Raw genomic sequence first — 14,123 nt, 5'->3', positions numbered from 1 at the left:
CAAAAGTTTGTAGCGGCGCAATGTATTGCGCATTGCCTTTACTTAACGACGAACGGCAATTGCCTCAATCTCGATCTTCACATCTTTCGGCAGACGCGCGACTTCCACACAAGAACGTGCCGGGAAGCTGGCGTTGTGCTCGGTGAAGAAGGCTTCGTAAGTGGCATTGACGGTAGCGAAGTCGTTGAGATCTTTCACAAACACGGTGGTTTTCACAATGTCGCCCACTTTCAGGCCAGCGGCTTCCACAATCGCCTTCACATTTTCCAGTGACTGACGCGCCTGCGCAGACACATCATCCGCGACGGCACCGGTCGCCGGATCAACAGGGATCTGGCCTGAAGTGATGATCATGCTGCCGAGATCCACGCCCTGCACATAAGGGCCAATTGCTGCGGGTGCTTTTTCTGTGCTGATTTCGCGAGACATTGCTTCTCCTTAGAAGTGCGCAGCCGACCCTTGTCAGCCGCGTATTGGTTCGCCCCATTATAGGGACGATAGGCACGATTACCAGTGACCGAGCACCACGTGGCGCGCGAACTCTTTCTCGCAATATTTGCACTTCAGGTGCACATCATCGTCGCGCTGTTTCACCGCAAAGCTGCTGCATACCGGCTCACTGCGGCTAATGCAGTTGCTGTTCGGACAGGTGAGCACACGCTCGACACGATCCGGCAAGGTTGGGGCGATTTTCGCCACCACTTCGTATTCATCAATGCGGTTAACGGTGGCGTGAGGCGCATACACCGCCAGCTGATTGATCTGATCGTCGGTCAGGAAGGTATTCTCGATCTTAATCAAATCCTTGCGGCCCATCTCACCCGAAGGCAAATTCAGGCCGATGGTGATGCGCTGGTCGGTCTCGGTCAGGCGAAACAGTGACAGCAATTTAAAACCGACCTGCGCAGGAATATGGTCGATTACCGTGCCACGCTTGATGGCTTCAACCTGCAATTTATTATCGTGAGTCATCGGTTTCTCCTTACAGTGCCAGTTCGCTATTCAATACCAGTGCCAGCAGAGCCTGGCGGGCGAAGATGCCATTGCCCGCCTGCTGGAAATACCAGGCGTGCGGCGTGCTATCGACGTCAGTGGTGATCTCATCAATACGCGGCAGCGGATGCAGCACTTTCATGTTATCGCGTGCACCGGCTAAATCGGCCGCGCGCAGAATGAATTGTGCTTTAACGTTGGCATACTCAGACGGATCGAGACGCTCTTTCTGCACACGGGTCATGTAGAGGATGTCGAGTTCTGGCATCACTTCTTCGATGGTGTCATGACGCGTCCAGACAATGTTCTGCTCATCCAGCATGTCGGTGATGTAGGCCGGCATCGCCAGCGCATCCGGCGCGATAAAGTAGAAACGGTTGCCGGTGAATTTCGCCAGCGCCTGCGTTAGCGAGTGCACGGTGCGGCCATATTTCAGGTCACCGACCATCGCCACGTTGAGATTATCCAGGCGGCTTTGGGTTTCACGGATGGTGAAGAGATCGAGCAGGGTTTGCGTCGGGTGCTGGTTGGCACCGTCACCGGCATTGAGAATAGGAATGCCGCTGGAGAATTCGGTCGCCAGACGCGCGGCGCCTTCCTGTGGGTGACGCATCACAATCGCATCGACATAAGTGCTGATCACCGAAATGGTGTCGGCCAGCGTTTCGCCTTTCTTACCCAGCGAGGTGTTGCTGCCGTCGGCGAAGCCCACCACCGAAGCGCCGAGGCGATGCATGGCGGTTTCAAACGACAAACGGGTACGTGTTGAAGCTTCAAAGAAGCAGCTGGCAATCACGTTATGCTTCAGCAGTTCCGGCTGGGGATGAGCCTTTAGCTGGGCAGCGGTGTGTAACACCAACTCCAGCTCTTCGCGGTTGAGATCGTTAATGGAAATAATGTGCTTGCGATATAGCGGGTTGGCCATAGCGTTCTCCTCTGCGCTGCCGGATTGCGGACAAAAAAAAGCCCCTGCTTAAGGGGCTTTTTTTACGATCAATGGTTGACGGAAAGAAACAGCTGCATCGCCTGTGGTCAGGCGGGGTAGAGCGGCAAATTGTGCGCTGCGCTGTTGCATGTTTCCTCCGGCAAATTGTGGCGCATTATACGCATTCACTGATTTGCATCAAGCAGAAATCGCCGCAAGGTAAACGTTTGCTTTACTTATTACCCAGCGTGGCGACCATCACCGCTTTGATGGTATGCATGCGGTTTTCGGCCTGATCGAAAACGATGCTGTGCGCCGATTCAAACACCTCATTACTCACTTCCATGCCGTCTTTCAGACCATACTGTTCAGCCATCTGACGGCCCAGCGTGGTTTGATCATCATGGAAGGCGGGCAGGCAGTGCAGGAATTTCACCTGCGGATTGCCGGTCAGTGCCAGCATGGCGCTGTTGACCTGATACGGACGCAGCAGGGCGATACGCTCTTCCCATACTGATTTCGCTTCACCCATCGACACCCACACATCAGTGTAGATGAAATCCGCACCTTGCACGCCTTCGCCAATGTCTTCGGTCAGGGTGATTTTGCCACCGGTTTTCTGTGCGGCAACGCGACACTGTTCAACCAACTGCTCTTCCGGCCAGCAACCCTTCGGTGCCACCAGGCGCAGGTCCAGACCCACCAGTGCCGCCGCTTCCAGCATGCTGTTGCCCATGTTGTTGTGTGCGTCACCCACATACACCAACGTCATGTCGCTTAATGGTTTACCTGGCAGATGTTCTTGCATGGTGAGCAAATCTGCCAGCAACTGCGTCGGGTGGAATTCCGTGGTCAGGCCGTTCCACACCGGCACACCGGCAAATTCCGCCAGCGTTTCCACCAGTTCCTGACCGAAGCCACGATACTGAATGCCGTCATACATGCGGCCAAGGACGCGCGCAGTATCTTTCATTGACTCTTTATGGCCGATTTGGCTGCCGCTTGGGCCGAGATAGGTGACGTTAGCGCCCTGATCGTATGCGGCAACTTCGAAAGAGCATCGGGTACGGGTCGAGTCTTTTTCGAAGATGAGCGCGATATTCTTGCCTTTCAGGTACTGCGTTTCCTGGGCATTTTTCTTAGCGTGTTTTAATTCACCTGCCAGACTTAGCAGGTCGGCGATTTCAGCGGGGGTGAAATCCAGCAATCTCAGGAAGTGTCTCGAATACAGCTGACTCATACAGCGCTCCAGATAGGGACTAATAATGAATTAAAATTCAATCTAACCGTATGAATATGCATTTTCAACCCCGGCGTTAAGAAACTTTCTGTTTTGTGTAGTGGCGCGCGAGGCAGTGTGGGAAAATAATTGCATTCACGTCGAACATTTTGAGGACACGCACATGGCATATGAAGCATTGCTGGAAGAACAGCGCGAAGAAACCCGCCTGATCATTGAAGAGTTGCTGGAAGACGGCAGCGATCCGGATGCGCTTTACACTATCGAGCATCACCTCTCTTGCAACAACTTCGACTCACTGGAGAAAGTGGCGGTTGAGGCTTTCAAACTGGGCTTTGAAGTGAGCGAGCCGGAAGAGCTGGAGCTGGAAGAGGGCGGCACCGTAATGTGCGTGGACATCCTGAGCGAAGGCGCATTAAAGCCAGAGCTGATTGATGCGCAGGTTGAGCAACTGGTGAATCTGGCCGGCAAATTCAACGTCGATTACGACGGCTGGGGCACTTATTTCGAAGACCCGGACGCGGAAGATGAAGACGACGATGGCGACTTCATCGACGACGAAGAAGACGACGGTGTGCGTCACTAAGTTTTGATGGGCGGCGTTCGTCGCCCAACTCTCATTCCCCGCCAGAATAAAGAACGCCGATGAATTACGCTCCACTGTTAGAACCCATCTATGAATTCCTGCACTGCCGCACGCCACAAGCGTGGATTGATGAGGCACGCAAGCCAGAAAACCTGACGCTGTTGCTGACCGACCACATGGTGTGCGAGCTGAAAGCGGCTCAAACCGCGGTGTTTATTATTCGTCGATATGTGGCCGATAAGCCGAGTGGCGATGCCATTCTGGCGTGGCTCAAACCCTATGAAGATTTCATCTATCGCGATGAGCCGGACAGCAACTTTATCAATGCGCATAAGAATCTGACCAAGAGCATCATCGTGCGTAATGAACTGCCATGGGCGGATGACTTAGTCGAGATGATGATTCTGCTGATCAAAGAAGAGCTACATCACTTCTATCAGGTGTGGGAGATTATGCAGTCGCGGGGTTTGCCGTACCGTAAAATCACTGCCAGCCGTTATGCCAAAGGATTGATACGCGAAATCAGCACCTTTGAACCGGATGCGCTGGTGGATAAGTTGATTTGCGGAGCCTACATTGAAGCGCGATCCTGCGAACGTTTCGCCAGCCTGGCGCCGTATCTGGATGATCAACTGCAGAAGTTCTATATCTCACTGCTGCGTTCTGAAGCGCGCCACTATCAGGACTACCTGAAGCTGGCGGAACAAATTTCAGCGAAGGATATTGCCCCGCGCGTGCAGGCCTTTGGTGCCGCCGAGGCGCGCTTAATCAGCGAGCCAGATGGTGAATTGCGTTTTCATAGCGGTGTGCCCGCATTTTAAACGAGTGCGCAGTCATGCGCACTCATCACAACACCTTTAGCATCCGCACTTCACAATCGCCGTGCCCGGTACAACCCATGGCGCTGTCAATCAGCTCAAAGCCCAATGACTCATACAGCTTAATCGCGCGGGTGAGGGTACCGGTGGTTTCCAGGTAGCAGCGGCGGAAGCCCTGCTGACGCGCATACTCCATCGCCCGCAAAGCCAGCGCACGCGCCAGCCCTAAACCGCGCACTTGAGGCAGGAAGTACATCTTCTGCAGTTCACAAATATCCGGCGCGCTACACGCCAGCGGTGCCACGCCACCGCCGCCCACGACGAGACCTTCATGCTCGACAATCCAGTAAGCGCTGTTGGCTTCGCTGTACAACTCGAACAAGCGATCCAGATTTGGATCGGACACGGTGTAGCCTTTATCTGCGGTCAGGCCAAACTCTGCGGACACATCACGGATCACCTGGGCAATCAGCGGATTATCGGCCGCAACAATCGGGCGCACCTGTAAATTCAGTGGCGTAGCGGTGGTCATCATTTTCTTCCGGTGTAAAAAAGCCGGGCAGTGCCCGGCCTGGATTAAGCAGTTGGACTGATGCGCTTACAATGCCGCAATCACGCCCTGCTGTTCAATCAGTTTTGCTTTTGATTGTTCCAGCTCAACAATGCGCTCGCGCTCTTTGGCCACGACCGCTTCCGGTGCGCGTGCCACAAAGCCTTCGTTCGCCAGTTTGATCTGGATTTTCTCAATCTCGACATCCAGCTTGGTGAGCTCTTTCGCCAGACGATCCAGCTCGGCTTCTTTGTTGACCAGATCCGCCATCGGGATCAGTAACTCAGCGCCTTCGACGATCTTGGTGACTGAGACCGGACCTTTCTCGCCCGCAGGCAGGATGGTCAGGCTTTCCAGACGCGCCAGGCGCGACAGGAAGCTACGGTTCTCATCCACACGACGCTGCGCGGTTGGCGAGCAGTCACGCAGCAGCACATCCAGCGGTTTACCCGGAGCGATGTTCATCTCCGCACGGATGTTACGCACGGCCACGATCGCCTGCTTGATCCACTCGATATCCGCTTTGGCTTCGGCATCTTCTTTCGCCGCGTCAAACTGCGGGAACGGCTGCAGCATGATGGTATCGTGATCGATGTTCTTCAAACCTTTCACACGCTGCCAGATGGTTTCGGTGATGTAAGGAATGATCGGATGCGCCAGGCGCAGCACCGCTTCCAGCACGGTGACCAGCGTATTACGCGTGCCGCGCAGTTCCGCTTCGCTGCCGTTGGTCATTACCGGCTTGGTCAGCTCCAGATACCAGTCACAGAACTGGTTCCAGGTGAAGTCGTACAGGATGTTGGCAGCGATATCAAAGCGATAGCTGTCAAGCGCCTCACGATAGGCTTTCACGGTGCTGTTGAATTCGGTCAGAATCCAGCGATCCGCCAGTGACAGCTTCAGTTCGCCGCCGTTCTGGCCGCAATCATGCTCTTCGGTGTTCATCAGCACGAAACGGCTGGCGTTCCACAGCTTGTTACAGAAGTTGCGATAGCCTTCAAGACGCTTCATATCCCAGTTGATGTCACGGCCGGTTGAGGCCAGTGCAGCAAGGGTAAAGCGCAGGGCATCGGTGCCGGAAGCCACAATGCCGTCCGGGAACTGCTTCTCGGTACGTTTGCGGATCTTCTCAGCCAGCTGCGGCTGCATCATGTTACCGGTGCGTTTCTCCAGCAGATCTTCCAGCGAAATGCCGTCGATCATATCCAGTGGATCGATGACGTTGCCTTTCGACTTGGACATCTTCTGGCCTTCTTCATCACGGATCAAACCGGTCATATACACGGTTTTGAACGGCACCTGAGGCTTGCCGTCTTCGTCTTTGATGAAGTGCATGGTCAGCATGATCATGCGCGCAATCCAGAAGAAGATGATGTCGAAGCCGCTCACCAGCACGCTGGTTGGGTGGAAGGTACGCAGCGCTTCGGTATTCTCTGGCCAGCCAAGGGTCGAGAAGGTCCACAGACCTGATGAGAACCAGGTATCCAGCACGTCGTCGTCCTGGCGAAGCACCACAACGTCTGCCAGGTTATTTTCCTGACGCACTTCGGCTTCAGTACGACCAACATAGACGTTGCCGTCGTTGTCATACCAGGCCGGGATGCGATGTCCCCACCACAGCTGACGGGAGATGCACCAATCCTGAATGTCGCGCATCCATGAGAAGTACATGTTTTCGTACTGCTTAGGCACGAACTGGATGTCGCCGTTTTCGACCGCTTCCACCGCAACTTTTGCCAGCGGGGCAGTGCGCACATACCATTGGTCGGTCAGCATTGGCTCGATCACCACGCCGCCACGGTCGCCGTAAGGCACAGTCAGATCGTGTGGTTTGATTTCGTCCAACAGGCCGAGCTCATCAATCGCAGCCACCATGGCTTTGCGCGCAGCGAAACGCTCCATTTTCTGGAACTGCGCTGGGATCTCATCGGCGCATTCGTCGCTGACTTCACCGTTGGTGTCGAACACTTCCGCACGCTCGCGGATATCGCCATCAAAGGTCAGGATGTTGATCATTGGCAGCTTGTGACGACGACCCACTTCGTAGTCATTGAAGTCATGCGCTGGGGTGATCTTCACGCAGCCGGTGCCTTTTTCCATATCGGCGTGATCGTCACCCACGATAGGAATACGACGGTTCACCAGCGGCAGGATCAGCTCTTTGCCGATCAGATCTTTGTAACGTGGATCTTCCGGATTCACCGCCACGCCGGTATCGCCCAGCAGGGTTTCCGGACGAGTGGTGGCGACCACCAGGTAATCTTTGCCTTCTGCGGTTTTCACGCCATCGGCCAGCGGGTAGCGGATATGCCACATGGAGCCTTTGCTCTCACGGTTTTCCACTTCCAGATCGGAGATAGCGGTACGCAGTTTTGGATCCCAGTTCACCAGGCGTTTGCCACGGTAAATCAGGTTCTCTTTATACAGGCGCACGAAGACTTCACGTACCGCATTCGACAGGCCTTCATCCATGGTGAAGCGCTCACGCTCCCAATCCACGGAGTTACCGAGGCGACGCATTTGGCGGGTGATGGTGCCGCCGGACTCTGCTTTCCACTGCCAGATTTTATCGATGAAGGCATCACGACCGTAATCCTGGCGAGTTTTGCCCTCTTCAGCGGCGATCTTGCGCTCCACCACCATTTGAGTCGCGATACCGGCGTGGTCAGTACCCGCCTGCCACAGGGTGTTTTTACCCTGCATACGCTGGTAGCGAATCATGGTATCCATGATGGTCTGCTGGAAAGCGTGACCCATATGCAAGCTGCCGGTGACGTTCGGCGGCGGGATCATGATGCAAAAGCTTTCCTGGCTGGTGTCGCCATTCGGTTTGAAGTAGCCCTGCTGTTCCCAGTGCTCGTAGAGCGGCTGCTCGATATCTTGCGGGTTATATGTCTTTTCCATTTCTACACTGTCGTTTGCGGCGGAGGTGGCGTCGCCGTATTCAATTGGAAACCAACGCTGCGATACGTTTTGTAGCGATCGCGCGCCAGTTGTTTTAGGGATTCTTCGTAAGGAACAAAGTCTATCACTTCATGGAAACCAGTAGCAAAATCTGCGAACTGTGGTAGCAGGCTGATCAGCAGGTCACGCGGTGAACTGCCGCGTCGTTGCGGCCAGGCCAGCTCAACCGGGGCACCGTAGCGTGGGCCTTCACCCGCCAGATTGTGTGGCACAAAGGCGTTGGCGGGGCGCTGCCAGAGCGCTTCATCCAGACGATTGGCCTGCTCTTCATTCTCGCAGGCAATCAGAATGCGTTTGCCGTCACGCCAGCGTGTTTCGGCCAGATCGCACACCAGTGCTTCGATGGCGCTCAGGCCGTCACTGGCGCTTTCTGACTCCATCACATAGAAAGTGGCGTTTTTCATGGCAAGCTTATTTCCATTAATGACAGTGGGGCGCATTTTGCGCCCCATGAGTTGATACGTCTATACACTTCATACTTCAAGGTGCAGATGCGTTGGCTGCTCTCGCTCACCCGAATCACTGACTTGAGTAAGCTCATCGGGACTATGAACCTCCCGAAGGAGGTTCACCCTGCGGGCCAGCGTAAGCGCTGTTAAAATCGACAAGTCGATTTGTCGCTCATTTGCCGCCTTCCTGCACCTCGGATTATTTGTGTATATTTTTTCGCGGCTTTAATCGTCGCCGTTCAGACCCGCGCGGTTCAACAGGAACTGCGACAGCAGCGGAACCGGGCGGCCGGTGGCACCTTTGGCCTTGCCAGAACGCCATGCGGTACCCGCGATGTCCAGGTGCGCCCAGTTAAACTTACGCGCAAAACGCGCCAGGAAACAGGCTGCCGTGATGGCACCGCCGGGACGGCCGCCAATGTTTGCCATATCGGCAAAATTGGATTCCAGCTGCTCCTGATACTCATCCGCCATCGGCAGACGCCACGCGCGGTCACCTGCTTGTTCTGAGGCGCTGATCAGCTCGTGCGCCAGCGGATTATGGTTCGACATCAAACCACTGACGTGATGGCCCAGCGCAATCACGCAGGCACCGGTCAGGGTCGCGACGTCAATCACCACTTCTGGCTCGAAGCGCTCAACGTAAGTCAGCGCATCGCACAGCACCAGACGGCCTTCCGCATCGGTATTCAGCACTTCAACGGTTTGGCCCGACATGGTGGTCAGCACATCGCCTGGACGCATCGAACGACCATCCGGCATGTTCTCACAACCCACCAGTACGCCGACGACGTTCAATGGCAGATTGAGTTCCGCCACCATGCGCATCACGCCGTACACGGACGCCGCGCCGCACATGTCGTACTTCATCTCATCCATCGAATCGGCAGGTTTAATCGAGATACCACCGGAATCGAAGGTCAGGCCTTTACCGACCAGCACAATCGGACGCGCTTCCGGATCGGTACTGCCTTTGTATTCAATCACCGACATCAATGATTCGTTGTGTGAGCCAGCACCGACCGCCAGATACGCGTTCATGCCCAGCTCTTTCATCTGCTGTTCACCGATGACACGCGTGGTGACATTTTTGCTGTACGCATCAGCCAACTGGCGCGCCTGCGACGCCAGATACGCGGCGTTACAAATATTTGGCGGCATATTGCTGAGGTCTTTGGCGGCTCTGACGCCCGCTGCCACCGCTAAACCATGCTGAATCGCACGTTCACCGCTGGTGAGTTCACGACGGGTTGGCACGTTGAACACCAGCTTGCGCAGTGGACGGCGCGGTTCAACTTTATTGCTTTTCAGCTGGTCGAAGTTGTAGAGCGCTTCTTTTGAGGTTTCAACCGCCTGGCGGACTTTCCAGTAAGTGTTGCGCCCTTTAACATGCAGTTCGGTCAGGAAGCACACCGCTTCCATCGAACCCGTGTCGTTCAGCGTATTGATGGTCTTCTGAATCACCTGCTTATACTGGCGTTCATCCAGCTCGCGCTCTTTACCGCAGCCGATCAACAGGATACGTTCAGACAGGATGTTAGGCACATGGTGCAGCAGCAAGGTCTGACCGACTTTGCCTTCCAGTTCACCGCGGCGCAGCAGGGCGCTGATGTAGCCGTCGCTGATTTTATCCAGCTGTTCAGCAATGGGTGACAAACGGCGCGGTTCGAAAACGCCTACAACAATGCAGGCGCTACGCTGTTTTTCCGGGCTACCGCTTTTTACACTGAACTCCATGCACTCTCCTGAATCTTAAAGACAACGGCCTTAGCTGTCGTTAGAATGTAGCGCGTTCGTAACCCATTATTTTTAGCGGCGCCATGACAATTTAACGCCGACGGTCATAATGAGATGTGGTGGCAATGTGTTGTTTTTTCACCACCCTAACGCGTTCGTCATACTATTTTAGCTACGATGACGGCCATTGATGAAGAAAAATGGCTGATAAGCGTTGAAACTAGCGATTTTCCTGCAAAAAGACAAGTTATCACAGGCGTACTAAGCGTGATCATCATTAGATATCTGGTTCGGGAAACGCTCAAAAGCCAGCTGGCTATCCTGTTCATCCTGCTACTGATCTTCTTTTGCCAGAAGTTAGTCAGGATTTTGGGTGCAGCGGTGGATGGCGAGATCCCAACAAATCTGGTTCTGACATTGTTAGGACTTGGCGTGCCTGAAATGGCACAACTTATCCTGCCCCTAAGCTTGTTTCTGGCGATTTTAATGACCCTTGGGCGGCTGTACACCGAAAGTGAGATCACGGTGATGCATGCCTGCGGCCTGGGGAAAAGCGTGCTGGTCAAGGCCGCGATGATCCTGATGCTGCTGACTTCAGCGGTAGCGGCTGTCAACGTCCTTTGGTTAGGACCATGGTCATCGCGTTACCAGGATGAAGTCACACAAAATGCCAAAGCCAACCCTGGCGCAGCGGCACTGGCGGCGGGCCAGTTCCAGACCTCCAGCGACGGTAATACTGTGCTGTTTGTGGAAAATGTGAAGGGTAATCACTTTGGTAGCGTATTCCTGGCCCAGCTGCGTCCGAAAGGCAATGCACGCCCATCGGTGGTGCTGGCTGACAGCGGTCATATGGAACAACGCAAAGACGGTTCTCAAGTGGTGACGCTGGATAAAGGCACGCGCTTCGAGGGCACGGCGATGCTGCGCGATTTCCGCATCACCGACTTCACCAACTACCAGGCGCTGGTGGGCTATAAAGAGGCCACGCTCGATCCGAATGATGCCGATCAGGCGAGCATTAGCACCCTGTACCAAAACAAAACGCCGCAGTTCCAGGCCGAGTTCCACTGGCGTTTAACGCTGGTGTTTGCGGTGCTGGTGATGGCGTTGATGGTGGTGCCGCTCAGCGTGGTCAACCCTCGGCAGGGGCGTGTGCTGTCAATGCTGCCTGCGATGCTGCTGTATCTGATCTTCTTCCTGCTGCAGAGTTCGTTACGTTCTAACGCAGCGAAAGGCAAGTTCGATCCCGCGATTTGGATGTGGGTAGTGAACCTGGCTTATCTGGCGCTGGCCGTGATGTTGAACCTGTGGGATACGGTACCGATGCGACGCATTCGTGGTCGCTTTAGTCGTGGAGGATCGCAGTGATGTTTAAGGTCCTTGACCGCTATATCGGTAAAACCATTTTCAACACCATCATGCTGACATTGTTCATGCTGGTGTCGCTATCGGGCATCATCAAGTTTGTCGATCAGCTACGTAAAACCGGGCAGGGCGCTTACACCGCGCTCGACGCCGGTTACTACACGCTGCTCAGCGTACCGAAAGATATTGAAATCTTCTTCCCGATGGCCGCACTGCTGGGTGCACTGTTGGGCTTGGGAACGCTAGCGCAGCGCAGCGAGCTGGTGGTGATGCAGGCATCGGGCTTTACCCGTATGCAGGTGGCGCTGGCGGTGATGAAAACCGCGATTCCTCTGGTGTTGTTGACCATGGCTATCGGCGAATTTGTGGCACCGCAGGGGGAGCAGATGGCGCGTAACTACCGTGCGCAGCAACTGTACGGCGGCTCGCTGATGTCGACGCAGAATGGGCTGTGGGCGAAAGACGGCCATGACTTCATCTACATCGAACGTATCAAAGGCGACAACGAGATTGATGGCGTCAGCATATACACCTTCACCGATCAGCGTCGTCTTCTCAGCGTTCGTTATGCCGCCAGTGCGACATGGAACAAAGACAAGAAGTTGTGGCAGCTGTCGCAGGTGGATGAGTCCAACCTGAGTGATGCGAAACAGATTACCGGTTCGCAAAGTCTGGGTGGGGAGTGGAAAACCAACCTGACGCCTGACAAACTCGGCGTGGTCGCGCTGGATCCGGATGCGCTGTCCATTAGCGGTCTGTACAACTACAGCAAATACCTTAAGCAGAGTGGCCAAGTGTCAGGGCGTTATCTGCTAAACATGTGGGGTAAAATCTTCCAGCCGCTGTCCGTGGCGGTGATGATGTTAATGGCGCTGTCGTTTATCTTTGGTCCGCTGCGAAGTGTGTCGATGGGCGTGCGCGTGGTGACGGGTATCAGCTTCGGCTTCCTGTTCTACGTGCTGGATCAGATCTTCGGACCGCTGAGCCTGGTGTATGGCATCCCGCCGCTTCTGGGGGCGCTATTGCCGAGCGCCGCGTTCTTTGCCATCAGCTTGTATCTGTTGATGAAGCGCAGTTAATGATGGTAAAGGGATAACCCGCAGCTATCACGAAAACCCATTGAAGCCGCCATCTCCATGGCGGTTTTTTTATTACTTCAATGTATGAATCAACGTTGGCAGCTGCGATAGCAGATACAGAACTAATCCAATGGTGCCACCCACCAACGTCCCGTTAATACGAATAAACTGCAGATCGCGGCCAATGTTCAACTCAATCTGTTGTGACATCTCTCGCGCATCCCAGCTCTTCACGGTATCGCTGATGTGGCGCGTCAGGAATTCGGCGAACTCTGGAGCAATGCTGCGGGCGGCATCTTCCAGGTGTTGATTCATCGAGGTACGCAGCCCTTCATCTGCTGCCAGCGTTTCGCCGAACCATAGCGCGGCAAGACGCACGCGCTCCTGCACGCGAGAATCTTCACTGTTAAGATCGGCCTTCAGCCAGCTACGCAAGTCCTGCCATAGCTCGCCGATGTAGCGATTCAGCGACTCATCCTCTTTCAGCCAGCTTTTGATCACCTCGGCGCGTTCGGCCATTTCGGGGTCGGTTTTCAGCTTCTCAATCAGTCGCTGTACTGCGCGGTCAAAGCCCAGACGCAGTTCGTGACCTTGATTGATTGCCACTTCATCCAGAATCGAGTCCACTGCATTAGCCACCAGGTCAGCACTGTGCTCGCCCAGCCATTCGGTGGGTAGCATTTTGGCTTTGATCGGATGTTCACGCTTCAGCCAGCGCACAATCTGAGCCGCGATAAATTCACGCGTGCCAGGCTTATGCAGCAGACGCAGCAGCTGTTGTACTGCGGCATCGAGCAGTTCCTGATGACGATTGTTTTTGGTCAGGCTGTCGAGCAGCAGTGCGCTGGATTGCGTCAGATCGACCTTATCCAGGGCGCGATGCACGGCACGCCGCAGGAAGCGCTGGATGCGTTCATCATCCGTGAGATCAAGGAAGCCGCGCATCACCTGCAACAGATGGCGGCCAATGCGATCGGCGTTGCCCGGTGTGTTGAGCCAATGCGCCAGCATCTGCGAGGGATCGTGGCGGCGGATCAGCGCCAGCAACGAATCGGTATCAAGAAATTTCTCCTGCACAAAGCGGCCAAGATTCTCCCCGATGCGATCCTTATTGCGCGGAATGATCGCCGTATGACGCGAGATGAAGGGCACCGGCACGCGGCGAAACAGCGCGACCACCGCAAACCAGTCTGCCAGCGCACCGACCATCGCCGCTTCAGCAATGGCCTTGAGACCAAGCACCCAAAAATTGGGTGGTAGAAACAGCGTCACGACAAAAGTCACTGCGGCAACCAGCAGCAATGCGAGTGCCAGACGCTTGCTCCGTTTGAGTTGTTGATATTTATCCATATAACGATCTTAGCAGACCACACCTTATGGTGGCGGTGCGAATCATTGTACCTATTCAATCAGCGTC

Annotated in this window: 13 protein-coding genes; 4 read left to right on the top strand and 9 right to left on the bottom strand. The window is 54.8% G+C overall.

Annotation, left to right across the window (positions count from 1 at the left end; translation table 11 throughout):
• Positions 1-42 precede the first annotated feature (42 nt).
• The 4 genes from ridA to argF form a co-directional block, all read right to left on the bottom strand.
• Positions 43-429, bottom strand: a complete 387-nt coding sequence (gene ridA, locus LH22_RS19075) for a 2-iminobutanoate/2-iminopropanoate deaminase (RefSeq protein WP_034826478.1) — start codon at positions 427-429, stop codon at positions 43-45.
• Positions 430-507: 78 nt separating this feature from the next.
• Entirely contained in the window at positions 508-972 is a 465-nt protein-coding gene (pyrI, locus tag LH22_RS19070; protein ID WP_038649369.1) for an aspartate carbamoyltransferase regulatory subunit, read from the bottom strand.
• A gap of 10 nt (positions 973-982) precedes the next feature.
• Positions 983-1,918: an aspartate carbamoyltransferase gene (gene pyrB / locus LH22_RS19065; protein WP_034826472.1), complete on the bottom strand. Its 936-nt coding sequence runs from the start codon at positions 1,916-1,918 to the stop codon at positions 983-985.
• Between the two features lie 232 nt (positions 1,919-2,150).
• The gene (argF, locus tag LH22_RS19060) at positions 2,151-3,158 is read right to left on the bottom strand and encodes an ornithine carbamoyltransferase (protein WP_038649366.1); all 1,008 of its coding nucleotides are present in this window, start codon (positions 3,156-3,158) and stop codon (positions 2,151-2,153) included.
• A 163-nt stretch (positions 3,159-3,321) separates the two neighbouring features.
• On the opposite strand from argF, the gene rraB reads away from it, so the two are divergent.
• Complete coding sequence (rraB, locus tag LH22_RS19055) at positions 3,322-3,744, top strand: ribonuclease E inhibitor RraB (RefSeq protein WP_034826466.1); 423 nt, start codon at positions 3,322-3,324, stop codon at positions 3,742-3,744.
• 59 nt (positions 3,745-3,803) lie between these two features.
• On the top strand, positions 3,804-4,565 hold the full coding sequence (gene miaE / locus LH22_RS19050) for a tRNA isopentenyl-2-thiomethyl-A-37 hydroxylase MiaE (RefSeq protein ID WP_038649364.1): 762 nt from the start codon (positions 3,804-3,806) through the stop codon (positions 4,563-4,565).
• 25 nt (positions 4,566-4,590) lie between these two features.
• Here miaE and LH22_RS19045 read toward each other — a convergent pair whose 3' ends face one another.
• From LH22_RS19045 to pepA, 4 genes are all read right to left on the bottom strand, one after another.
• Positions 4,591-5,097, bottom strand: a complete 507-nt coding sequence (locus LH22_RS19045) for a GNAT family N-acetyltransferase (protein WP_369801881.1) — start codon at positions 5,095-5,097, stop codon at positions 4,591-4,593.
• A gap of 63 nt (positions 5,098-5,160) precedes the next feature.
• Entirely contained in the window at positions 5,161-8,016 is a 2,856-nt protein-coding gene (locus LH22_RS19040; RefSeq protein WP_038649358.1) for a valine--tRNA ligase, read from the bottom strand.
• Between the two features lie 2 nt (positions 8,017-8,018).
• Positions 8,019-8,480 (bottom strand): DNA polymerase III subunit chi, encoded by a 462-nt coding sequence (locus LH22_RS19035; protein ID WP_034826457.1) that lies wholly within the window; start codon positions 8,478-8,480, stop codon positions 8,019-8,021.
• A gap of 270 nt (positions 8,481-8,750) precedes the next feature.
• Positions 8,751-10,262 carry a leucyl aminopeptidase gene (pepA, locus tag LH22_RS19030; RefSeq protein WP_034826455.1) on the bottom strand — a complete coding sequence of 504 codons (1,512 nt, stop codon included), beginning with the start codon at positions 10,260-10,262 and terminating at the stop codon, positions 8,751-8,753.
• Positions 10,263-10,529: 267 nt separating this feature from the next.
• On the opposite strand from pepA, the gene lptF reads away from it, so the two are divergent.
• The gene (lptF, locus tag LH22_RS19025; RefSeq protein ID WP_038649354.1) at positions 10,530-11,630 is read left to right on the top strand and encodes an LPS export ABC transporter permease LptF; all 1,101 of its coding nucleotides are present in this window, start codon (positions 10,530-10,532) and stop codon (positions 11,628-11,630) included.
• Entirely contained in the window at positions 11,630-12,706 is a 1,077-nt protein-coding gene (gene lptG, locus LH22_RS19020) for an LPS export ABC transporter permease LptG (RefSeq protein WP_038649352.1), read from the top strand. Before lptF ends, lptG begins: the two co-directional genes overlap by 1 nt.
• Before the next feature lie 72 nt (positions 12,707-12,778).
• Here the strand turns inward: lptG and LH22_RS19015 are convergent, their stop codons facing one another.
• Positions 12,779-14,056: a DUF445 domain-containing protein gene (locus LH22_RS19015; protein WP_038649350.1), complete on the bottom strand. Its 1,278-nt coding sequence runs from the start codon at positions 14,054-14,056 to the stop codon at positions 12,779-12,781.
• Between the last annotated feature and the right edge of the window lie 67 nt (positions 14,057-14,123).

The sequence above is a fragment of the Pantoea rwandensis genome (genome assembly GCF_000759475.1).
In the GTDB taxonomy this organism is placed as follows: Bacteria; Pseudomonadota; Gammaproteobacteria; order Enterobacterales; family Enterobacteriaceae; genus Pantoea; species Pantoea rwandensis_B.
This window is presented reverse-complemented; position numbering and strand designations above follow the sequence as displayed.

Excerpts from the sequence above, each read along its gene's own strand:
- ridA (WP_034826478.1), bottom strand. The coding sequence starts at position 429 with ATGTCTCGCGAAATCAGCACAGAAAAAGCACCCGCAGCAATTGGCCCT.
- pyrI (WP_038649369.1), bottom strand. The coding sequence starts at position 972 with ATGACTCACGATAATAAATTGCAGGTTGAAGCCATCAAGCGTGGCACG.
- pyrB (WP_034826472.1), bottom strand. The coding sequence starts at position 1,918 with ATGGCCAACCCGCTATATCGCAAGCACATTATTTCCATTAACGATCTC.
- argF (WP_038649366.1), bottom strand. The coding sequence starts at position 3,158 with ATGAGTCAGCTGTATTCGAGACACTTCCTGAGATTGCTGGATTTCACC.
- rraB (WP_034826466.1), top strand. The coding sequence starts at position 3,322 with ATGGCATATGAAGCATTGCTGGAAGAACAGCGCGAAGAAACCCGCCTG.
- miaE (WP_038649364.1), top strand. The coding sequence starts at position 3,804 with ATGAATTACGCTCCACTGTTAGAACCCATCTATGAATTCCTGCACTGC.
- LH22_RS19045 (WP_369801881.1), bottom strand. The coding sequence starts at position 5,097 with ATGATGACCACCGCTACGCCACTGAATTTACAGGTGCGCCCGATTGTT.
- LH22_RS19040 (WP_038649358.1), bottom strand. The coding sequence starts at position 8,016 with ATGGAAAAGACATATAACCCGCAAGATATCGAGCAGCCGCTCTACGAG.
- LH22_RS19035 (WP_034826457.1), bottom strand. The coding sequence starts at position 8,480 with ATGAAAAACGCCACTTTCTATGTGATGGAGTCAGAAAGCGCCAGTGAC.
- pepA (WP_034826455.1), bottom strand. The coding sequence starts at position 10,262 with ATGGAGTTCAGTGTAAAAAGCGGTAGCCCGGAAAAACAGCGTAGCGCC.
- lptG (WP_038649352.1), top strand. The coding sequence starts at position 11,630 with ATGTTTAAGGTCCTTGACCGCTATATCGGTAAAACCATTTTCAACACC.
- LH22_RS19015 (WP_038649350.1), bottom strand. The coding sequence starts at position 14,056 with ATGGATAAATATCAACAACTCAAACGGAGCAAGCGTCTGGCACTCGCA.